General features: G+C 37.9%; 20 protein-coding genes. All 20 read right to left on the bottom strand.

Annotated elements, in window-relative coordinates; translation table 11 throughout:
- Positions 1-28: 28 nt before the first annotated feature.
- Positions 29-1120 carry a polysialyltransferase family glycosyltransferase gene (locus LMF89_RS02055; RefSeq protein ID WP_229533671.1) on the bottom strand — a complete coding sequence of 364 codons (1092 nt, stop codon included), beginning with the start codon at positions 1118-1120 and terminating at the stop codon, positions 29-31.
- Positions 1113-2120: a glycosyltransferase family 9 protein gene (locus tag LMF89_RS02060; RefSeq protein ID WP_229533672.1), complete on the bottom strand. Its 1008-nt coding sequence runs from the start codon at positions 2118-2120 to the stop codon at positions 1113-1115. Before LMF89_RS02060 ends, LMF89_RS02055 begins: the two co-directional genes overlap by 8 nt.
- A 53-nt stretch (positions 2121-2173) precedes the next feature.
- On the bottom strand, positions 2174-3304 hold the full coding sequence (locus LMF89_RS02065) for a glycosyltransferase (RefSeq protein WP_229533673.1): 1131 nt from the start codon (positions 3302-3304) through the stop codon (positions 2174-2176).
- A 4-nt stretch (positions 3305-3308) separates the two neighbouring features.
- Entirely contained in the window at positions 3309-4346 is a 1038-nt protein-coding gene (gene waaF, locus LMF89_RS02070; protein ID WP_229533674.1) for a lipopolysaccharide heptosyltransferase II, read from the bottom strand.
- Positions 4347-4403: 57 nt separating this feature from the next.
- Positions 4404-4691: a GxxExxY protein gene (locus LMF89_RS02075; RefSeq protein ID WP_229533675.1), complete on the bottom strand. Its 288-nt coding sequence runs from the start codon at positions 4689-4691 to the stop codon at positions 4404-4406.
- Complete coding sequence (locus tag LMF89_RS25620) at positions 4661-4792, bottom strand: hypothetical protein (RefSeq protein WP_255710853.1); 132 nt, start codon at positions 4790-4792, stop codon at positions 4661-4663. Before LMF89_RS25620 ends, LMF89_RS02075 begins: the two co-directional genes overlap by 31 nt.
- 53 nt (positions 4793-4845) lie before the next feature.
- Positions 4846-5313 carry a D-glycero-beta-D-manno-heptose 1-phosphate adenylyltransferase gene (gene rfaE2, locus LMF89_RS02080; RefSeq protein WP_229533676.1) on the bottom strand — a complete coding sequence of 156 codons (468 nt, stop codon included), beginning with the start codon at positions 5311-5313 and terminating at the stop codon, positions 4846-4848.
- A gap of 176 nt (positions 5314-5489) precedes the next feature.
- A complete protein-coding gene (locus LMF89_RS02085; RefSeq protein WP_229533677.1) occupies positions 5490-6488 on the bottom strand; it encodes a bifunctional heptose 7-phosphate kinase/heptose 1-phosphate adenyltransferase in 999 nt (332 codons plus the stop codon).
- 23 nt (positions 6489-6511) lie between these two features.
- Complete coding sequence (gene lptC, locus LMF89_RS02090; RefSeq protein WP_229533678.1) at positions 6512-7930, bottom strand: LPS export ABC transporter periplasmic protein LptC; 1419 nt, start codon at positions 7928-7930, stop codon at positions 6512-6514.
- Positions 7931-8224: 294 nt separating this feature from the next.
- The gene (locus LMF89_RS02095) at positions 8225-9142 is read right to left on the bottom strand and encodes a hypothetical protein (protein ID WP_229533679.1); all 918 of its coding nucleotides are present in this window, start codon (positions 9140-9142) and stop codon (positions 8225-8227) included.
- 253 nt (positions 9143-9395) lie between these two features.
- Entirely contained in the window at positions 9396-9827 is a 432-nt protein-coding gene (locus LMF89_RS02100) for a hypothetical protein (protein ID WP_229533680.1), read from the bottom strand.
- 209 nt (positions 9828-10036) lie between these two features.
- The gene (locus tag LMF89_RS02105; protein ID WP_229533681.1) at positions 10037-11365 is read right to left on the bottom strand and encodes a UFO1_4202 family uranium-binding S-layer protein; all 1329 of its coding nucleotides are present in this window, start codon (positions 11363-11365) and stop codon (positions 10037-10039) included.
- Between the two features lie 523 nt (positions 11366-11888).
- Entirely contained in the window at positions 11889-13160 is a 1272-nt protein-coding gene (locus LMF89_RS02110; protein WP_229533682.1) for a UFO1_4202 family uranium-binding S-layer protein, read from the bottom strand.
- A gap of 436 nt (positions 13161-13596) precedes the next feature.
- A complete protein-coding gene (locus LMF89_RS02115) occupies positions 13597-14871 on the bottom strand; it encodes an S-layer homology domain-containing protein (protein ID WP_229533683.1) in 1275 nt (424 codons plus the stop codon).
- A gap of 222 nt (positions 14872-15093) precedes the next feature.
- Complete coding sequence (locus tag LMF89_RS02120) at positions 15094-15516, bottom strand: RuvC family protein (protein ID WP_229533684.1); 423 nt, start codon at positions 15514-15516, stop codon at positions 15094-15096.
- 290 nt (positions 15517-15806) lie between these two features.
- Positions 15807-17075: a UFO1_4202 family uranium-binding S-layer protein gene (locus tag LMF89_RS02125; protein WP_229533685.1), complete on the bottom strand. Its 1269-nt coding sequence runs from the start codon at positions 17073-17075 to the stop codon at positions 15807-15809.
- Positions 17076-17453: 378 nt separating this feature from the next.
- A complete protein-coding gene (locus tag LMF89_RS02130) occupies positions 17454-18572 on the bottom strand; it encodes an S-layer homology domain-containing protein (RefSeq protein WP_229533686.1) in 1119 nt (372 codons plus the stop codon).
- Positions 18573-18960: 388 nt separating this feature from the next.
- The gene (locus LMF89_RS02135; RefSeq protein ID WP_229533687.1) at positions 18961-20193 is read right to left on the bottom strand and encodes a DUF3084 family protein; all 1233 of its coding nucleotides are present in this window, start codon (positions 20191-20193) and stop codon (positions 18961-18963) included.
- 103 nt (positions 20194-20296) lie between these two features.
- A complete protein-coding gene (locus LMF89_RS02140) occupies positions 20297-21388 on the bottom strand; it encodes an LptF/LptG family permease (protein WP_229533688.1) in 1092 nt (363 codons plus the stop codon).
- Between the two features lie 13 nt (positions 21389-21401).
- Positions 21402-22124 (bottom strand): LPS export ABC transporter ATP-binding protein, encoded by a 723-nt coding sequence (gene lptB / locus LMF89_RS02145; RefSeq protein WP_007958980.1) that lies wholly within the window; start codon positions 22122-22124, stop codon positions 21402-21404.
- Between the last annotated feature and the right edge of the window lie 194 nt (positions 22125-22318).

Genomic DNA, 22318 nt, shown 5'->3' on the forward strand with positions numbered 1-22318 from the left:
ATCTTCTTCAGTGAATAATGTAAAATGTTTATGTTAAAAGTAAATTTCTCATTTCTTCCCAATCCTTCGGCATAAACACACCTGAATTCTCAAATATTCTTTGTATACGTGGTTGTATTGTAGCCTTTCCATACAGTTGATATGCTGCTATTGGTTTTATATCCTGAATCGCAAAGCTATTAATATACAACATACCTGAAGAAGCAAAACTGATTACAAACTTTATTTTGTCGTATTTATGATATAACAATTCGGCTGGTTCCAATGATCTTAATATATCCATGTTTGGATATTCTTGCTGGTAGGTATTCAATTTGTCTTCATTTTCAGAATGATGGGTTTTATAAATAAGACGCAACTTCGATTGTCCCGCTATTTCATATAGATTTTGCAGTATCTGCATCTCCGTTTGAATGGTAAAGGCACCTTGTTCAATAAATGGACTGCCAAGAAAGATAATACATGGCTGCTGCATCAAAATCGATATATCTTCCATATGATCTGCAATAGTCGGCAAGATACTTTGAATATATTTTTTATCTAATTGTTTTACACATTTAGATTTTCTTCCTAGTAACTCAGGACGATATAGATAGTCAGTTACATTACCTGTTCCATAACCAATTCCACTGAAATTATATTTCATATTCCCATGTACATTACCGATATTTCGAAAATACTGTATTCGAATATATTGCCATATTTTACTCAAGGCCTTACGATCACGACTATTATAGGAAAAGCTACCTTCATCTAACAACGAATACTCTGAGCACCCAGCAATCTCAACCATTAATTGATTTTGGATTATTTTATCTGATCCTAAGAAAACCTGATTGATATTGCCGATACTTTTGATACGTTCTTTCATCTCTCTGATTTGCTCTCGATAACTATTCTTTTTATCATCTCTCTGCAGCCATTTTTCTACAATAAATACTCTTCTCCAGGTCGAAGTATCTTTTAGTATATATTGCACGCCTGTACTGTATTGCCAATTCTCATATTCATTTGGTCTTAAAACCAATAGATAATTTCCCACTCCTTTCTCATAGCTGTTAGCAGTGATAAAGGCACTTAATAGTTGAAAAGGAGTATTAATTATAAATAAATTATTCATGCTTTTCCTCAATTTCAGTATTTAAATTCAATAAACTATCTATTGACTTAATCACTCTATCTGGTGTCAATTGCTGCATACAATCATATTTTATCTTATAGCTACAATGTGTACCTCTACACAATTGGCATGGTGCATGATCAGCTTTCACTATAGTGGCATGAAGAGGTGCCCAATAAGCCGGATCCGTGGGACCATATAGTGCGATCATAGGAATACCAGTTGTAGCAACAATATGCATAGGACCGGTGCAAACCGTAATACAAGCATCCATTTGCTTAGCTAAAACCGCAAGTTCTCGCAGATTAAATCTTCCCGCAATGTTAATTTTCTCACCCTTAATAGCATCAATATATTCAATATCTTGTTTTGCCCCTGTGTAGATAGGAATAATACTCTTACTATTTAGATATTGATTTACAACACCAAAATATTCGGATGGCCAATTTTTATTTTCAGCTACACCACGAGGAATTATTAAGATCCTTTTGCTAACCGTATTATTAATTTGATGTATCCAATCATTTATTTTATTATTCTCTTGATTTGTTACCCCACCAATGACAGGTGCCAAGTATTGATATTTATAACTGCTAAAAATATACTGCACATATTGAGCAAAACGTTGTGTAGCCGAATCACTTTGTACTCGCTTTGGCTTCAGCCAATGATGACCAAAAACCGATATGACTCTTCCAATGTTCCTCAATTTACAACCTGCTCGCCATGCTAAAAGACTGGATGTCAATCGTTCATCAACAATGATTGCATCTGTATATTCGCTTTTTTTTATTTTTTTTATAATATCATCTTTTGTATTTCTTTGATATGAAAATACATCATCAATATAAGGATGATTCTTTAATAAGTCCACCGACTTAGGCGCTACTACAAAACCTACACGCGCATTAGGAAGATGCTGCTTAATGGCTTGTGCTAATGATGTTGTTAATACAGTATCGCCAATCCCTAAGCGGTTCACAACCAGAATATTTTTCATAACGTCTTTTACTCCTTAAGCCTTGTAAATTGTCCCCTGCCTAATCCTTTCAATTAATCCTCGATTTTTTCTTGTAAAGGCACTCTTCCAATTAGACTGGAAAACACAGTATAATATTTTTCACCCATTTCTCCAATACTTAACAAATCATGGATAAAATGAGCAATCTCGCTTCTTTGCTTAGGATTTACTTGCAATGCTCTTTCAATTTCGCCTGCCAATATCTTTGGCGTGACAGCAAGTTGTCTGCCGTCAAAATTAACTTCTACTGCATCGGCAATATTCTCGACAGTTACTGCCCCCAAAAATTGTTCTTTATTGCGAATCGCGACTATAGGTCTTTCACAAGCAATTGCTTCAATAGCAACTCGTCCTTCAGCTACCACTACATCCGCCGCATTATACCAATAAGAAATGTCATCTGTAAAATCTCTGATTTCAATTAAATTCTTATGCTTCTCATTCCATGTTTTTGCCTTTTCATTAATTTCTTCTCTTAGTGGTCCTTCACCAATAATAATCAATTTTACGTCTTTCTCTTCTTGCATAATGTATTCCATACTATCCAGTAAAACCAGAGATACGGCTCCTTTAATGCTGCTTAAACGGCTTACGTGTAAAATAATCTTACTATTTTGTGAAAGTCCTAATCTATTTCGAACTCTTCTTTTATCCTGAGATACAAATTTTGTAAAATCTATGCCATTATTGATAAAGTTAATTTGATTATGTTTAAAATTAAATTTATCAACTAATATATCCGTCAAATTTTTACTCACCACAATCATCTGTGAAAATATTTTTGCATAGCCTTTCTTTATAAAGGCTCGGTGCCAGGGATCATGCATTGTCACGACAAAAGGAACATCTGTAAATTTATTTAAGAAATATGCCCAGATTCCAGCAGTTCTTTGCTGAGCACTAATGATTTCAATTTGCTTCTCTTTGATAATACTAGCCAATTTGTATAAATCCATTATCCACCGGAAGACATTAATTCCCCTTGCCTGCACCTCTACGATTTCCACATTAGCTTGCCTGAGTCTTTGCAGTTTTTCAGTGTTGCTGCCTCGATTTACTGCGAGAATGATATTATGATCTGACAAGCCTTTTATAAGAGCTTCCACATGGGTTTCAGCACCACCTACTCGCCATGGTTGGGAAAACAAAATTAAGATATTCAATTTATTAGCTCCCTACCTTCATTTCTAATTTCGAATAGATAGATTGATACACCAAATCAGGATTTAATGTTTCAAGGCACATTGGCGTCTTTATACATTGGCGCTTCCAACAACAAATACAAGGTACATCAGGTGTTAAAATACTATGATTTTCTCCATAAGGTCCATTTCGATTAGGATCAGTTGGTCCAAACATAGTTACTACCCGAGTGCCTACTGCCACTGCCAGATGCATGGGACCAGTATCACCGCCTACAAAAGCTTGTGATTTTTTTATAATATGTGCTAATTGCTTAAGAGAAGTTTTGCCTATAAGATCAACTGGTGGTATTTTCGTATTGGCAATTATTTCTTCTGCTAATCGTTTATCATTGGGTCCGCCAATTATCACTGGAATCATGTTGTTGTCATAGAGTTGATCTGCCAACTTGGCAAAGTGAGTTGTTGGCCAGCATTTAGAAGGCCAGTTAGTGCCTGGGGCAAGGACGACGTAGGGATTTTCTAGCCTTAATCCTGCATGGTTAGCTATCGCCTCTGCTTTTTGTACTTCAACTTCTGTGATGTTCATAGGAAATTGGACTTGATCTATTTTGCAGCCGAGGTGCTGTGCAACATCTAGATATCGGTCTACTACATGGCCATGTTCATGATTTCCACAAATTCGCTGACCGATTTTGTCACTTAGCTCTCGTGCGTTGCAATACACTAGGCGCTTGGGTGCACCACTAAGATAGGAGATGGCTGCGCTTTTGAATAGTCCTTGCAGATCAATGGCTAGGTCAAACTTGTGGGATTTGAGCAATTTTGAGAATGTATAGCCATTTGATAGTAGACCTGTTAAAGATTTGAATTTTGGTTTATCGAAGATGATAATTTCATCTATATCAGGGTTGTTAGTTAAAAGATCGTAAGCTGGTTTCTCTACTACCCAAGTGATACGAGCATCAGGGTAGGTCTGCTTCAAAGCACGAGCCACAGGCAAGGCGTGAATGACATCACCAATGGCACTGAGTTTTACAATAAGAATGTTTTTGTAAGTCATGTAAAATACCTCGGATTAAAAAGATTTGAACCACAAAGGCGCAAAGGACACAAAGGGTCACGTTAATATTATACGTTTGATTCCATTACGCAAAGAAGTTACGTTAAAATTAATTAATAGTCCTAATTGTAAGCCAGTGATTTTTAGGTAAGATAATAATTGGGCATTGTGTATAGGCATCAGATTCTCCACAGCTTTTAATTCAATAATCAAAACTTTATCTATTAATAAATCTAATCTACCTTCTCCAATTAAATGTCCCTTATAATTTATTGCAAGTATTTTCTGACTCTCAAAGGGGATTTGACGCAAGGTTAATTCTCTGCATAAAGCGTCTTCATACACGCTTTCAGGTAACCTGGCCCAAGAATACTATGGACTTCAAGTGCTGCCCCAATGGTTTTATTAGCTAAAGCTTCTATCTTTTTATCTAAAATACCATGCACTTTAGTCCCCCCTTAGTGTTGTGCGCTAGCACAATTGTGCCTTTGTGGTTCAATTAATTTTCGGTTATTTTTTTTATTATATTACTTGATGATTTACCGATTACTTCGGGGATGAGGATGGTTTGACCGCCGTGGTGGGAGACGATGGTGGATTCGGGGAGGTCTTTGATGTTATAGTCGCCGCCTTTAACGTAGATGGCAGGCCTTATTTGATCAATTAGTTTTTCTGCTGTAGGCTCTTTAAAGATCACCACATAATCAACAGCAGAAAGAGCCGATAGAACTTCGGCTCGGTCATCTTGGGTGTTGATTGGGCGGGTTGGACCTTTGAGTGCGCGCACAGATTGGTCACTGTTGAGACCTAGTATTAAACAGTCTCCTAGGTCTCTGGCCGCTTTGAGATATCGAACATGGCCCACATGGAGAATGTCAAAACAGCCGTTGGTGAAAACAATTGTTTTACCATCGGCTTTTAGTTGCTCTGTTATATTCTTTATTTGAGTAGAATCTACTATTTTCATATTGCACCTGCTTTTAAAAATATCAAAAAAATTTGAACCACAAAGACACAATTGCACAAAAGTGCAACATCATAGAAAATTTATTAAAACAGATAAACGAATTGAACCACAAAGGCGCAAAGGACACAAAGGGTTTTATTTATTTTTTGCCTTTGTGCCATAAAAGCTTATCTTTCTCACTCGAAATGTTCGCCGATGGCTTGGCGGAGTTCTTCTGGGGTTGTGGTTGCTGTACCTGGTTTTTTTACTACGATGCCTGCTGCAAAGTTGGACAAGCGGGCTGCATCTTCATAGGATGCTCCTGCTGCTAAAGCCAGGATCATGGTTGCCACCACTGTATCCCCTGCACCAGTAACATCATATACTTCACTCTTATTGGTCACAGGGATATGCGTAACGGTACCTGTTTCTTCAAATAACGTCATACCATCTGGTCCACGGCTAATTAAAACTGCCTTGGCATCTAGCTTTTCTAGGATTGTCTTACCAGCCGACAGTAGCGTAGCCTGATCTATAATATCATAACCTACTGCTGCTGCTGCTTCTGATTCATTTTGTTTAACAACTTCAATTCCACTATATTCCATTATATTATACCGCGAATCGACAATACAAGGAATATTCTTATCTCCACAAGTCTGGATAACATAACGCATTATATCTGGTGTGACGGTATGACTGCCATAGTCGCTAATCACTACACCATGCATGTTCGATATATGAGCCGTGATGTACGCCTTGATGGATTGCTCAATTTCATGATCCAGCGCTTCTTTCTTTTCCTTATCAATACGTACAATCTGCTGACGAACAGTCGCCTGTCCGCCCGCCATAACTCTTGTTTTAGTAATTGTAGGCCTGCCATTGTCAACTAACAAGCCGTTGGTATAAGCATTTTTATTTGCTAGAATCCGGGCTAATTCCTGTCCTGCATAATCCTGCCCCACAACCCCTACTGCATATACATTGCCACTTAATGTAGCTGTATTGTGTACAACATTAGCAGCACCTCCAGGAACAACTCGTTCTTCCGAGTGTTCTAATATCAATACAGGTGCTTCCCGGGAGATACGGGATATTTTCCCTTCTAGATATACATCAGCTACTATATCGCCAATTACCATAATATTACGTTGTTCTATTCTTTGAATAATAGTTAATAATGATTTTTCCAAAACAAATAAACCCCTTTATTCTCTTACCATGCAATGGTTGATAGTTTTACATTCAATTGGTTGCGTTTCTCACGATAGGTGATATCAGCTTCCCAGCAATGTAAATTGCGGCGCCAGGTATAATCTAAATCTTTTAATCTTCCAGCGTCAACTTCATAATCTATTTTGACACCCACAGAATTCATTTTATCGACTTTATACATAAACCCAGTTTTTAACTCTCGATCGCTGTCAATTTTATCATATTCATAGACAGAAGTACCTGATTGATCATTGTAAGCATATCCTACCCAGGTTTCCAGTCTATCGTTTGGCCTCGCTGTTAGCTTCGTATTAAATCTCCATATATTATTGGAGGAATTATCATAGCCGTAATATCTTCTCTCATAACCTGCCCCTACATCTAAGGTAAGCTTTTTGCTTAGCTGGATCGTATTACGCTTAAAATACAAATTATAATCCTGCCGCCAGCCAGAGATATTTCCCTCTTTCCACTTGCCATTGCTAGCGGTAAAGTAGCCAGTCACCTTACCCATTTTTATTGGATCTAGCGTAAAGAGAAGCTCAGCTTCTTTCTTAATCCATTCATCATCACCATTCTCTTCATTGCTTTGGTACAATTTTAGACTGTAACCTTTTTGTTTACTAGTTAAACCAAAAGAAGGTTTAAGGCCATGCTGAGAATAATAGTCCAGATCCGCAAACGCTGTTAGTTTGTCCTCGATTGGATATTCTAAATGCTGTGAAATCGTCAAACCGTCTCCAGAATGGTAGCCGATACTTGGAAAGGCGCTTTTGGCTTCTCCTTTCTTCAAAGATGTTTGGTATTTCGGCATAGAATAAATAACCACATTCTTAATCCAAAATTTAGCATTATATGCAACCATTTTTTCCCCAGGCCAGATTTCGATTCGATCTGCACTCATATGATAATCAGGCACGATAGCTGGACATTTCGTTGCTGTAGAATCATGGCCAATATATTTTTCGGGGTAAAATTCTAGGTTATTACTCGAAATATGTTCATTACCTACTAGACCTTTTACATTATTCATATTTCCTATACGAGTAGTATAATTGTAATGGGTACCTGTGCCGACCAGTTCTGTACCAGGCTGCTGCAAGGTTGCTTTGCCGTCAATCCATACTTCAGTTGTTTTATTATTACCACGCATGAAATCGGTTGAAATAACGTCTGTATTTTGTTTGACAACTACATTGCCTTCAGCAAATACATCACCTGTTTCTTCACTGAATGACAACTTCTCAGCTTCAATTACAATCGGAGCTTTCTTCTCCTCTTTAGCTGCAATATTTTCTTGAGAATCAGTCTTGGATTTAGCTATTTCATTATTTTCTTTATCAGCAGCTTGTCCTGCCATAGAAGCACTGGAAACTAACATTAGCACGGATGCACAAACCATAAATTTCTTTATTTGCATTACTTTCTCCTATCGAAAAATATTTACCTATCAAGATTATACACTTTTAAAATACAATTAGAAAAATGCTTTGCGTCCTTAAAACATGCAAAAAGAATCGAACCACAAAGACGCAAAGGACACAAAGGGGGTTACAAATACTGAACATCTCTATTAGAGACACAGAGGAAATATAGATAGGGTTAATCTAATTTTATTCTATTATTATACCACTTTTCCTGTATAACTCCATACGGCAATATGTAGAAAAAGCCGTCTTATGACGGCTTTTGTAAAAATAAACCTATTCTTCTTTTATTGTATACCATAAACATTGGTATCCTCTTTGATTTGAATGTACATTTCAACACCGGCAGGAATATTTACTTCCTTACCATGTACAAAGGCACCACCGACAATGCCAACAGGTCCTAAGATAACCATGCCTGCTAGGGATGCCCCAGCTGCTGTGACTAAGGATTTATTTTCTTCTTTGGATTTATCTCCTAATAAGGTATTGATTCTGGTGCCATCAATGGTTTCTATCGTATCAAAGCTTACCTCTAATTCAGCATTGCGACCAAAGTTCTTCGCACCTTTCACTTTTTTGACAATCCCTTGTCCCTGAGATCCCTTTGGAATCACCAAATGTCCATCTACATAGATATCATCTGCTGCTTCGAATAGAACTGAATCTCCTTGACGATTCGTACTTGTACTCAAAGGTGTAACTAATTTAATTTTTAATAAACTATCTTTATTCAAGGTTACATTGTTAATGGCTACTTCACCATTTGTATAAGCGAGTTTCAACAATTTAGAAAGACGTTCATTCAATGATCCGGTTGTATTCTTACCAGACAAAATATGTTCTAAATTTTCAATTCGATTTTTAGCTGGCTGCACCGTCACAGCGTGAGTAAGGGACCATTCGATGGCATTTAATTTAATGAGAAAGGAGGGTTGATCGATAAAATTATCAAATGTCGAGGAATACAGCTTATCTGCTTGCGTTAGCAATGGATCTTTACTTTCTTTACCGTATATATCCTTCTCTAATGCGCTAACACGATCCACCAAAGCTCCTGTCATTTCTGTACCATAAAAGAACGTTTCTACTGCTATTACTTTGTTTAGCACTGTTTTCTCCCCAACATTGTTGGCAAAAGCGAACCCCATATTCGAACATATAAATAATGTAAGTATTGTTAAACTTATAAATTTACGCAACATGTACTGTATATCCCCCTTTTGGTTTTATATTGTCTATCTAACTATACTTCATTCGCGACAACTGCAAAAATTTCCTGCTGGATTTAACCTGTAGGGAGAATAAAAACAAAAGAATCTATAAACCGCAGAGGCTTAGAGAACGATTAAAACATTTTGAACCACAAAGGCGCAAAGGTCACAAAGGATTTTACGTTTCTTTGTGTACTGCGAATAGCAGTATTGCGTCTTTGTGGTTCAAGAACTTGGATTATCTTTAAATTTTCACATCGATGATGGCTGATACGCCTACGCCGTTAACACGGGAGAAGTTTACAGGGTTTTTACTGTCAATTGGTATTAGGGCTTTTACGCGGAATGTCTTTCCGCTAAAGGCGCCCTCAATTTGCACAACCGCTTGGGTTCTGTCAATCAGATCCTGTGTCCCAATGACCTGAGCTGCCCCTATGTAACCACCACTGCCAAAGCTAAGAATTGGCACTACTTTGGTAGCAAAGTCAGAGCCGGCACCATGTTTAAAGGTCAAGGTATTGATAAAACCATTCAACTGTCCCGCAAATTTATCAATTAGAATGGAAATCCCGCCAACCTTTAGAAGGTCGCCAAAAATAGCAGCTTGCGTAACTGGCACAACCGCTACGGATAGCATACAGAAAGCCAATAGGCCAATGATAAACTTTTTCTTCATAATTTTTCCACCTTTCAAGATGATTTGGATATATGATGTATCTTTGAATTTATATCTTCGATATATTAATGATCATTTCCTGCTGGAAATGATAGGAATCGTTGAAAGATACTCTGCTGAACACACCCCGCCTTTCAGGCACCCCTCTCTAGAGGGGATTAAAAGAAAAGCCGCTAACAAATGTTAGCAGCTTCTGATTTGAGCAATTCTTAGAAGAAGAACTCAACTTGTGCTTGATAGAATTTTGTTTTGTCAGTAGGAGCACCATCTGAAATAGGTTTCAAATCAGCATATTTTACACGAAGTACTGTATTTAATGCTGGAGTATAATTAAATCCTACTTCATAACCTTTAGCACCATAACCAAAATCACGTGCAGCCTTACTAGCTAAATCATAACCATTTTGGCCATATGTAGTATATGCTCCATCAAAAGTTGTTTTTGGTGCTGCATAAGCTTCTAAATGACGATAGTTAACCCATGCACCATAGGATCCCACTTTTTTCTTATCTGCACCTTTATATGCAAATTCAGCATAATATGCTGTATTTTCATCATCGATATCAGATTTACCATACGAAGCATTTAAAGCCCAGTTAGGAGCAAATTTTGTAGTAAAGCCAGTTTCCCAAACTTTTACTTTATCTTCACCACCTAGTGACGTAATAGTCGTTTGATCTTTAGCTTTAAATTGATAGTAACCACCATTCAAATTTGTAGCTTTTGAAGTTGCATAATTCAAACCTAAACCAGTTACTTCTACTTTTTCATCAAAACCTAAGATCGGTTCATCAGTGTCAGGATCTGTTACATTACCCCAAACATCTGTATTATTTTCTTTACCATAAAAAAGATTAGCCTTTAATTTGTTACCAAATTCAAAGTTTACACCATTTAATGTACTATCAATCATTAAACCAGTATTTAAGAAATAGTCAAAACGACCAATCGTAGCAGTTGCACCTAATAATTGCCCTTTTACATATGCGTTATCCATGGTTACTTTATCGTCACCAGATTCGCCTCTTAGGTTATTAACTGATTGCAAACGACCATAGTATGACCATTCATCATTAATCTGACCATTAAGGTGTACACGAGTACGTAATTTTAAAGAGTTAGAATTATTAACATCAGCATCATAATTCTCATATCTCAAGCGCGCTTCACCAGTTACCTTAATAGTCGAAGAATTCTTTTCTAATTTCGTTACACGAACATTTAATCCTTCTAATTCTTCAGCGAATTCTACGGACAATTTGTCGATAGAAGCTTTTTGCTCAGCAGTTGCTTTGTCGGAATGAGCCATTGCTTTTGCTACGATCTGTGCCATTTCATAACGGCTGATGGTTTTGTCACCTTTGAAAGTGCCATCGCCATAACCGTCAACGATACCAGCATTAGCTAGTTTTGTTACCGCGTCATAGGACCAATGTTTTGCAGGGACGTCTGTGAAAGGATTGGTTGCAGCGAATGATGTACCAGCTACGCCAAGTACCATTGCAGCTGCCAAGGAAGCTACCAATTTCTTTTTCATGTTTGAATCTCTCCTTAGGTTTTATTTTTTGTCTTGCTATGAACTCCACCTAAGAAAGGATATCTCTGAGTTTCCATGTTTCCTCAAGTTTATCCTTGTCAGGTTTACTGTTCATATCTATTCACTACTGCTAGAATTATCCATTAATAAATGAAATTTTATACTTTTGGATAATTCCAAGCAGTGAAAGACCTTCTAAAAATATAATGCTTCACAAACTTATATGTAATTAGAATTATTGCTTTATATACTTAAGACTTTATTAAACGATTAAAAAAAATTTTACAAGTAATTTACATTTTTAATATTAACACAATCATTATCAATAGATCAAGTTAATTTTCTGAATTTATTATATTTTTCTATTTTTATAAATTAACGTTGCCTCCAAACTCTGTAACAGTCTGGTTTCTAACTAGCATTCTTAACACACGCCGCTTTCAGGTCGCCTCTCTCTAGAAGGGAATGAAAAAATAAAAAAGCCGCTAACAAATTTGTTAGCGGCTTCTGATTTGAGCAATTCTTAGAAGAAGAACTCAACTTGTGCTTGATAGAAATCTTGTTTTTCAGTAGGAGCTGTATCAGCAGTTGGTTTTAGGTTAGCATATTTCACACGAAGAACAGTATTCAATACTGGTGTGTAATTAAATCCAACTTCATAGCCTTTAGCACCATTACCTATTTGACCACGAGAAGTATATGCGCCATCAAAGGTAGTTTTAGGAGCTGCATTAGCTTCTAAATTACGATAGTTAACCCACGCACCATAAGAACCAACTTTCTTTTTGTCAGCGCCTTTGTAGCCGATTTCAGCATAGTAGGCTGTATCTTCAGTGTCTGCATCAGATTTACCATAGGAACCACTTAAGCTCCAGTTAGGAGTGAATTGTGTCTTGAAACCAGCTTCCCAAACTTTCAAGGTGTCATCAGTAGTAGCTTTGGTTAAATATCCTGATTCATTTGTATCTTTAAATTGATAGTAACCGCCATTCAAAGTAGTAGCTTTCGAAGCTGCATAACTCAAACCTAAGCCAGTTACTTCTAGGTAATCATCCATTACTTCCTTATCATTACCCCAAACATCTCTATTATTATCTTTACCATAGAATGCATTTGCTTTTAACACATTACCAAATTCAAAATTTACACCATTTAATGTACTATCAATCATCATACCATTGTTCAAGAAGTAATCGAAACGACCGATTGTAGCAGTAGTGCCTGCAATATTCCCTTTTACATAGGCATTATCCATGGTTACATCTGTATCGCCTTCACCTTTTAAATTGTTCACAGCTTGCAAACGACCATAGTATGACCAGTTATCATTGATAGTTCCATCAAGGTTGATACGAGTACGAAGTTTGTAGGAACTATCATGATTTGCATATTTATTGGAATAATCTTCATATCTCAAACGAGCTTCACCACTTACTTTAATAGTGGAAGAATTCTTTTCCAATTTTGTTACACGTACATTTAAGCCTTCTAATTCTTCAGCGAATTCTACGGACAATTTGTCGATAGAAGCTTTTTGTTCAGCAGTTGCTTTGTCGGAATGAGCCATTGCTTTTGCTACGATTTGAGCCATTTCATAACGGCTGATGGTTTTGTCGCCTTTGAAAGTGCCATCGCCATAACCGTCAACAATACCAGCACTAGCTAATTTTGTTACCGCATCATAGGACCAATGTTTTGCAGGAACGTCTGTGAAAGGATTGGTTGCAGCGAATGATGTACCAGCTACGCCAAGTACCATTGCAGCTGCCAAGGAAGCTACTAATTTCTTTTTCATGTTTGAATCTCTCCTTAGGTTTTATTTTTTGTTTTACCTATGAACTCCACCTAAGAAAGGACATCTCTGAGTATCCATGTTCCCTCAAGGTTATCCTTGTCAGGCTTATTGTTCATATCTATTCACTACTGCTAGAATCATCTATTAGTAAAAGAAATATCTTTTATCTTTCTGATTACTTCTAAGCAGTGAAAGACCATTTATAAATTAATGCCCATATAAGGTAATGTATTTTATTAACTATGTAAAGAAAAATTTAACAAACAATTTACATTTCCAATATTACACATTATTGACTAATAAGTCAAGTGATTTTTAAAAATTCCTGACAATAGGCTGTACTTTTCTTTTCTTAGCAAGGAAGGGAAGCTTCGTATCACTCGCATGGCAGGACAAAAAAATCGCTGACAAATTCAGCGATTTTTTTATTGTGTTTTTAGAAGAAGAATTCAGCTTGTGCTTGAACGAATTTGGTCTTTGCATCATCAGCACCGTCATAAGATTTTTTCAAATCAACATATTTAACACGAAGAACAGTGTTTAATACTGGTGTATAGTTAAATCCTACTTCATAACCTTTACCACCATTACGTGCTTTGGCTTCAGCATATGTACCATTCAAAGTTGGTAATGGAGCTGAATCTCTTTCGATATCACGATAGCCGACCCATGCACCATAAGAGCCAACTTTGGCTTTATTTGCACCTTTGTAGCCTAATTCTGTCCAATATCCTCTATCATCTGCATCAGCATCAGACTTAAGATACGTACCTTTTAAAGCCCAGTTAGGAGCAATCTGAGTTTTAAAACCAACTTCCCATACATCACGTTTATCATCACCATTAAAATAAGTATCATCTGATGTATTTTTATATTGATAGTAACCACCATTTAAAGTCGTGGCTTTTGAAGCTGCATAGCTTAAAGTAGCTGCAGTAACTTCTAAGTTAGGTTTGTCAGCCAATCCCCATAAATTTGTATTGTTTTGTTTACCGTAAAGAAGCTCGGTTTTTAAAACATTACCAAAACCAACTTTCACACCATTTACCTGACCATCCATTACGATCCCGTTATTTGGAACATAGTCAAAACGACCAACCGTAGCGGTAGTTCCGAATAAGGCACCTTTTACATAGGCATTTTGCATAGTCACAGTGTCATTACTGGTATCAGTAGCACTATCAGCACCATCACCATGCAAATTAGTGGTGGATTCTAAACGACCAAAATAGGACCATTCATCATTAATCTGACCACCCAAACCAATACGAGTACGAAGTCTAAGCGTATTAGTATTTTTTCCAGCATCGTTATCATAATTTTCATATCTCAAGCGAGCTTCACCAGTTACTTTTACAGTAGAAGAATTTTTTTCTAATTTTGTTACACGAACATTCAAGCCTTCTAATTCGTCAGCAAATTCTACGGACAATTTGTCGATAGAAGCTTTTTGCTCAGCAGTTGCTTTGTCGGAATGAGCCATTGCTTTTGCGACGATTTGAGCCATTTCATAACGGCTGATGGTTTTATCGCCTTTGAAAGTGCCATCGCCATAACCGTCAACAATACCAGCGCTAGCTAGTTTTGTTACCGCGTCATAGGACCAATGTTTTGCAGGAACGTCTACGAAAGGGTTGGATGCAGCGAATGATGTACCAGCTACGCCAAGTACCATTGCAGCTGCCAAAGAAGCTACTAATTTCTTTTTCATGTTTGAATCTCTCCTTAGGTTTTTTTATTTTTGTTCGGTGATCTTACATGATAAGCCTAAGAAGGGTTCCTAATTGAGTGTCCATGTTTCCTCAATCTCTCCTTATTAGTATCTTAAGCAATGTCAGATCTTACCTCACTTTCTAGTATATTCTCCATAATATATTATTTTCCTTCTTACATTATGTATATTTATACAAAAAATTTGTTAACTTTTCGTTAACTATTTGTTAACATTTACCAGATAACGTTCTGCCAGTATTACAGCGACATAATCATCAACTGGCTGAGGCGGTGTTTGCATGGTCACGGGTATCAGACGCCAAAAGCCCTGAGGGGGATTTTCCTGCCAATAGCGGCGGCGGCCATCGTCAGTCGTTCGGTATTCATCTACTAAAGTCACTTCAAGGAATTGTCCATTTATCAGGATTTTTTCTAACAGGTTCTTGGCATCTTTGCTTGAAGTGCCATTTCCCATAATCACGGTTTTCGTCTGATACTTGCTAAGCCACTCTTGAATAATGGAAGGTAAGTCTTGGGTTGGTATGATATTCTTCTGCAGTACACCCTTTTCTTGATGAACTGCGGCAATACCGCATTTTTCTCGTCCTGGGTCGATGCTGATAATGGTTTGGTTAGTGGTCACGACACACCCCGCCTTTCAGGCACCCCTCTCTAGAGGGGAATCTATTATGAGAGTCATCAGCCCCCCTCTAGAGGGGAATTTATTATGTAATAAGGTTACTCTTCTATTTTGGCAGGTTGGATTCCTTTGAAGATTTTTAATTAGCAACATAATCTATAAGATTATATTAATAAAACATATAAAATGGATCGAACCACAAAGACGCAAAGGACACAAAGGGTGTAAAACTTATACTTTCTCTACTTACAAGAAAAACCGCTGGCATAGGCCAACGGTTGGGGATGATGTTCTTAGAAGAAAAATTCTGCTTGCGCTAGGTAGTATTTTGTCTTATCGGAAGAACTACCATCGGTGGTTGGTTTCAAATTAGCATATTTAACAGTAAGAACGGTATTCAAAGCTGGTGTATAACTTGCGCCGATCTCGTATCCTTTGCCGCCATCAGCTTGAGAATCGAATGCATATGGACCATCAAAGGTGGTTTTAGGAGCCGCATTGGCTTCTAAGTGACGGTAGTTCACCCATGCGCCATAGGAACCGACCTCGGCTTGATCAGCGCCTTTATATGCAAATTCAGCATAGTATGCTTTATCTTCTGTATCTGCATCAGATTGACCATAGGATGTATTTAATGCCCAGTTTTTGCTGAATTTTGTATTAAAGCCAGCTTCCCATACTTTGCGAGTATCATCGTTTGAGCCAAAATAGGTTCCATTATTAAGGGTATCATTATCTTTGTTCTTAAACTGATAGTAACCACCTGTTAGTGCGGTAGCTGCTGATGCATCATAATTCAATGTTAAACCAGTCACTTCTAAATGTTTGGTAGCAGTATCTTCATCTGCGCCCCAAGCATCTTTATTATTGTCCTTGCCATAAAATACATTTGCTTTTAGTACATTGCCCACTTCAAGATTTACACCATTTAACGTACTATCAATCATCAGTCCATTGTTCGGTATGTAATCAAAACGACCGATAGTAGCAGTCGTACCGAATAATTGACCTTTGACATACGCATTATCTAGAGTGACCTTATCGTCGCCGCTTTCACCACGAAGATTGTTCTCTGATTGTAAACGTCCATAGTAGGACCATTGATCATTAATCGTGCCATCAAGATGTATACGAGTGCGGAGTTCTAAGCCATTAGAGGTATTGGAAAAATCCTCATATTGCAGCCGAGCTTCGCCAGAAACTTTCACAGTCGAAGAATTTTTCTCCAATTTCGTTACGCGAACATTAAGTCCTTCTAATTCTTCCGCAAATTCTACGGATAATTTGTCGATAGAAGCTTTTTGCTGGGCAGTTGCTTTGTCAGAATGAGCCAGTGCTTTTGCAACGATTTGAGCCATTTCATAGCGGCTGATGGTTTTGTCCCCTCTGAAAGTGCCATCGCCATAACCGTCAACAATACCAGCCTTAGCTAGTTTTGTTACCGCATCATAGGACCAATGTTTTGCAGGGACGTCTGTGAAAGGATTGGTTGCAGCGAATGATGTACCGGCTATGCCAAGTACCATTGCAGCTGCAAGAGTTGCTACCATTTTCTTGTTCATGTTCGATTTCTCCTTAAGGTTTTTTTTCTTACCCTGAGTGAAATCTAAAAAGCTGGTCTTGAGTTTCCAAGTTTCCTCAACTCCACACTTTTTAGAAAAATGCTCACTCTTGTGCATTTACTACAATAAATGTAGTAAATCAGTCTTCTCAAACTAATACCTTTACTAGGTATTTTATTTGATATTGATAATCATTCTATGTTTAATTGAATTATCCTGCTAATTCTGAAATTAATTTTTATTAGAAAAACGTTACGCATCCTTTAAATATAAAACAAATTGAACCACAAAGACGCAAAGGACACAAAGGGAATTATTTATTTTAATATCATAAGACAAACAAAAGCACCCCGAAGGGTGCTTTTGTAAAGAGTAGTTTTAGAATTTTACGTTAACAGCTGCAGAAGTACGTGCATTCATGTTATCGAAATCTTGGTATTTAACTTTTAAGTCAGCATTCTTGGTAAGAGATTTATCAAATTGATATTCCATACCTTTAATTGCTTGATCAGTAGGAAGAGCAATTACATCTGCACTAGAGTAAGCGTTGTAAACACCTGCATCTGCATCTCTGTGAAGTACAGTCAATCCAAGTTTGTTAAGTTTCACACCAAAAGCAGTAGCGTCAGCGTCATTGGAATCGTTTTTAACGTAGTCTGCAAGAGCAGTTACGCCGCTTGTAATTGGAGCTGAACCATTAATTCCGTATGCTTTGTTATCGCCATTTTTTAGGTAATCAGCAGTTATTTTTGCACCAAAAATATTAGCACCGTATTCAGCAGCATACATGCGTTCTGAATCTGCATCATTAGTACCAGTATTATTACCTGCATACAATTTCAAACCGCCAGCTTGCAATCCAAGACCAGTCAATTTGTCATCGAACATAATACCTGATCCTAAAAGAACATCTTGACGACCCACAGTAGCATCAGCACCAAGAGCATTGAAAGATACGTTAGCAGTGTCTAATTTAATTCCAACTGTTTGGTTGTTTTCGTTAGGTTGGAAGGTTCCACTTAAGCGAGCATTATACTTAACGTCTTCATTGATGTTACCATCAAAGGAAACACGAGTACGAAGATCTGTTTTGTCGTCTTCATCTTCTACATTTGTATAACGTACACGAGCATCACCAGAAATTTTTACCATTTTGTCAATTTGATCTTGCATACCTTCTACTTTTACACCCAATGTGTTTAATTCAGTAGCAAATTCTTTGGACAATTGATCTACAGTTGCTTTTTGGTCTGCATTCAAGGATTTAGTCATAGCATTTGCTACGATTTGTGCCATTTCATAACGAGTAACGGTTTTGTCTCCTCTGAAAGTACCATCGCCATAGCCTTCAACCACACCAGCTTGAGCCAATTTGTTTACTGCATCGTATGACCAGTGTTTTGCAGGTACATCGGAAAATGGGTTTGCGAATGCTGGTACTGCCATGCTGGCAGCCAGTGCAGTAGTCACTGCTACTTTTAAAAGTTTCTTGTTCATTTGGAAAAATCCCCCTTAAAATGTTGTTTTTTCGCGGGTGCTATCACCAACATGATAAGAGTTATTGAATCAAGGAGTGCTTCATGAGTTTCCACGTTTCCTCATTAGAACGGTCATCCTTGCATCATCTATCCCTTTCATGCCCCTGTCGCTTTTTACAGGTTATAGTTTACATAATTCTATATATCTTTTTTTATTCCTGCTTAATACCCATGTGTAAATATTGGTAATTCTCTTTATCTACAGCACATGACTATTTAGTCATTGAATGTTAAAAAATATATATTGTTTACATAAACTTTATAATTATCTATTTCGCCAAAAGAAAAAAGAATCCTGCTTTTAAAGCAGGATTCTCCTCTGGTACTTTCTGTTAAATGACTTTGTCTTACTTAGAGACTTCTTGAACGTGCAGTTCAATCTTTAAAGGGCCAGCTGTGTATATATCATTTTTGGCTGTTGCCGTAATCATTACTTTACCGCTATACCGTTTTACTTTATTGACAGCATCATAAAAATCTGCACCATTGATAGCGCCTACTGTCCCCTGAATGGGATCTGGCAATATCCCTTTTTCTACTGCTGAGGCATTCACTTTCTGTAAAAAAGTCATTACACTTTGCTCTGGATGCGCCGCTTTAGAACCGCCTTCGATAATGGACATGTAAATGGTCTCCTCCCGGGCATAAATCAGTCGATTTGGGAAAATCCCAATTTGACCAACAACAGGCTCACCATATACTGTGTTGCCCCCTGCCGAGATACGGACAATCACATCCTCTGGATGGTTCACTAACGTCGTAACAATTTTATCAAAATCTTCCTGGGCAATCCACAAGACTCCCAGGTTTTTATTTTCAATCCCCAATTTCTCAATAATACCTTGGTTCGTTGTATAAATGGCTTCCTTTAACGCTAGTTCTGTATCCGCTTTACTTTTACCACCGGGAAGGGTAAACGTAGATAGAATTTCACCTGCACGATAGATAATAGAACCTTCCCGAACAACCTGGATGCCTTCTCCTAGCTTGGTTGTTAATTGATTTAAGCGATCCACGTCTTTTTCTAAGGTAACCTTAGATTGATTCAGTAATTGGACACGCAGATCCAACTGATTTTTGGTCTCCTGCAATGTCGTTAAGGCTTGCTTAGAAGTTTCTAAATCTCCTTTTGCTTGCTCTAATTCTAAAGCAGTGCGGTCACGCTGGGCAATTACCGCTGTTAGTTCACTGCTAATGGCCCGCAAACGCTCTGCCGTATCTTTTACTTTCAGAGTCAGGGCGGCGTATTCGGCATTCTTAGATTCAAGGGCAACACGACTGGTATCCAATTCAACATTTTTACTGGCTACTTCCTGGGATAAAGTAGACAGCTTTTGTGCTAAGGCTTCCATACCAAAAAGAGCGGTACGCACATCCTTAGATACTAATGATAATACACCAATGGTAGACCCAGTAATCAGAATGCCGGTAATAATTGTAACGATAATAGAGGTATGCTTGGGGCGCAGACCAAAAATACTCAATTTCTTCTTGCCAACTTTTGTACCCAATTTATCACCAATATAGGCAATCGCTCCGCCTGTTATGGCTAAAACGGCAATGAGTGTAAAACCATACATGATGTGTGTACCTCCTTTCTATTCTATAAAGAAAACATAGAGCAACTTATTGAACCACAAAGACACAAAGGACACTATGGAACTTAAATCACAAAGACAGGTCTTACCGTGAGGCTTTGCGTACTAGGAGGGCACCTGCGATGATGCCGATGATATTGGGTATCCAGGCAGCGAGAACCACAGGGAGGGCACCGCCTTGTCCCAATGCTGTGAAAACTGTCATAATCGCATAATATACAAAGATGATAATAATACTAATTCCAAGACCTATGGAGGAACTTGAGCGGTTAGGCTGCAATCCCAATGGTGTGCCAATTAATGCAAAAACAAAACTGGCTACGGGAATCGCTAATCGCTGCTGCAATTCCATCTCATATTTTTTGGCGTTGACATACTCTCTTTCTAATATTTTAATATGCTGCTTTAATTCTTTAATTGTCATTTCTTCTGGCTTTTTCTGTTCCCGAGAAATGGCACTTGGCGCTTTTGCCATTGGCATAATCTGCTGTTCAAAGTGCATGGTGCGCTCAAGGTTTCCCTCATTTGTCAAATCATGAATGACCCCATTCATCATGGTCCAATGATTATCCTGCCACACGGCTTTTTCTGCATTTTCTACCCGTACTAAGGTACCATTATCAAATTCCTGCATGACCACCGCATACATGGTATTCGTTTCTTCTTCAAATTTACGGGCATAAATTAGCCTTTCTAGCATATTATCTTTGACTTCCTTACTGACAACATGTTCCTGAGACTTAAACGGCGTCGTACTTTTTTGAATTTCATAGCGCACTATATAATTATAAGCTGAATTGGATTGAGGAACTACCATTTCAGAGAAAAAGACAGCAAAAATACTGACGAAAAAAGCAATAACAAACACAGGAGCGGATAAACGATAAAAGCTTATACCCCCGGAACGCATCGCGGTGATTTCACTAGAACCGGATAGTCGGCCAAATGCTAGCAATGCTGCCAGCAGCATCGACATGGGGAAAGTTAAAACGACAATTGGCGGCAGGCTATAAATGAATAATTTGGCTACGGAATTCAAGGATGCTCCGTATTGAGTTACATACTGGGCAATTCTCATCAGCGTGCTTGTGCCAATAAAAACACTGGAAAAGGAAGCAATTCCAAATATAAAAGGACCTAGTAGTTCTTTGACTATATATTTATCAAGTATACGCATACAATTCTCCCTACTATTTTAAGCTGAAATTCTCCCCAAGGTAGAATTTCCTAGCAATTTCACTGTTTGCAATGGTTATGGCATCACCGTGAATCAAAATCTGTCCCTCGTTTAAAATATATGCACGATCGACAATGCTTAATGTTTCCCGCACATTGTGATCCGTAATAAGCACACCAATTCCTCGTTGTTTTAAATATCCGATAATCTGCTGGATATCGGCTACAGCGATGGGGTCAACCCCAGCAAAAGGTTCATCTAGTAAGATGAAGGCTGGATCCGTAGTCAAGCAGCGAGCGATCTCCACACGGCGACGCTCCCCTCCAGATAACTGGGAGCCCTTTCGTTTTGCAACATGATTGATATTAAATTCATCTAGCAAACTTTCTGCCTTTTCCTTGCGCTCAGAAGCAGTAAGTTTAGTCGTTTCTAGTATTGCCATAATATTATCTTCTACTGTAAGTTTTCGAAATACAGATGCTTCTTGAGGGAGATATCCTACACCAAAGTTCGAACGACGGTACATGGGCATATCAGTTACATCTTGATCATTAATGACAATCATACCATCATTGGGGCGTTCTAGACCAACAATCATATAAAATGTAGTGGTTTTACCAGCACCATTTGGCCCTAATAAACCAACAACCTCGCCCTGATTGACTCTAAGACTGACACCATCTACCACATTACGATCTTTATAGGTTTTTACTAAGTTAAATGTTTCAATATACATATGAAAACTCCTTGCTACAAAGCTGAGATACAAATTTAAGAGAAATGAATTCCGTTTTTTGAACCACAAAGACGCAAAGGACACAAAGGGATTTTACTTATAAATTATTATTTGGTCTCTCCATAGTGTGCCGCATCAGCGGCATTGTGCCTTTGTGGTTCATAATTTCTAGTAGCAAAACGGAGACTCCCCGT

This window comes from Pelosinus baikalensis, assembly GCF_020819555.1.
GTDB lineage: Bacteria > Bacillota > Negativicutes > DSM-13327 > DSM-13327 > Pelosinus > Pelosinus baikalensis.

What these genes read in the sequence shown, in the direction of transcription:
- rfaE2 (WP_229533676.1), bottom strand. Translation starts at nt 5,313, where the DNA reads ATGAAAATAGTAGATTCTACTCAAATAAAGAATATAACAGAGCAACTA.
- LMF89_RS02105 (WP_229533681.1), bottom strand. Translation starts at nt 11,365, where the DNA reads ATGAAAAAGAAATTGGTAGCTTCCTTGGCAGCTGCAATGGTACTTGGC.
- LMF89_RS02060 (WP_229533672.1), bottom strand. Translation starts at nt 2,120, where the DNA reads ATGAAAAATATTCTGGTTGTGAACCGCTTAGGGATTGGCGATACTGTA.
- lptC (WP_229533678.1), bottom strand. Translation starts at nt 7,930, where the DNA reads ATGCAAATAAAGAAATTTATGGTTTGTGCATCCGTGCTAATGTTAGTT.
- LMF89_RS02110 (WP_229533682.1), bottom strand. Translation starts at nt 13,160, where the DNA reads ATGAAAAAGAAATTAGTAGCTTCCTTGGCAGCTGCAATGGTACTTGGC.
- LMF89_RS02100 (WP_229533680.1), bottom strand. Translation starts at nt 9,827, where the DNA reads ATGAAGAAAAAGTTTATCATTGGCCTATTGGCTTTCTGTATGCTATCC.
- LMF89_RS02125 (WP_229533685.1), bottom strand. Translation starts at nt 17,075, where the DNA reads ATGAACAAGAAAATGGTAGCAACTCTTGCAGCTGCAATGGTACTTGGC.
- waaF (WP_229533674.1), bottom strand. Translation starts at nt 4,346, where the DNA reads ATGACTTACAAAAACATTCTTATTGTAAAACTCAGTGCCATTGGTGAT.
- LMF89_RS02140 (WP_229533688.1), bottom strand. Translation starts at nt 21,388, where the DNA reads ATGCGTATACTTGATAAATATATAGTCAAAGAACTACTAGGTCCTTTT.
- LMF89_RS02115 (WP_229533683.1), bottom strand. Translation starts at nt 14,871, where the DNA reads ATGAAAAAGAAATTAGTAGCTTCTTTGGCAGCTGCAATGGTACTTGGC.
- LMF89_RS02055 (WP_229533671.1), bottom strand. Translation starts at nt 1,120, where the DNA reads ATGAATAATTTATTTATAATTAATACTCCTTTTCAACTATTAAGTGCC.
- LMF89_RS02130 (WP_229533686.1), bottom strand. Translation starts at nt 18,572, where the DNA reads ATGAACAAGAAACTTTTAAAAGTAGCAGTGACTACTGCACTGGCTGCC.
- lptB (WP_007958980.1), bottom strand. Translation starts at nt 22,124, where the DNA reads ATGTATATTGAAACATTTAACTTAGTAAAAACCTATAAAGATCGTAAT.
- LMF89_RS02135 (WP_229533687.1), bottom strand. Translation starts at nt 20,193, where the DNA reads ATGTATGGTTTTACACTCATTGCCGTTTTAGCCATAACAGGCGGAGCG.
- LMF89_RS02095 (WP_229533679.1), bottom strand. Translation starts at nt 9,142, where the DNA reads ATGTTGCGTAAATTTATAAGTTTAACAATACTTACATTATTTATATGT.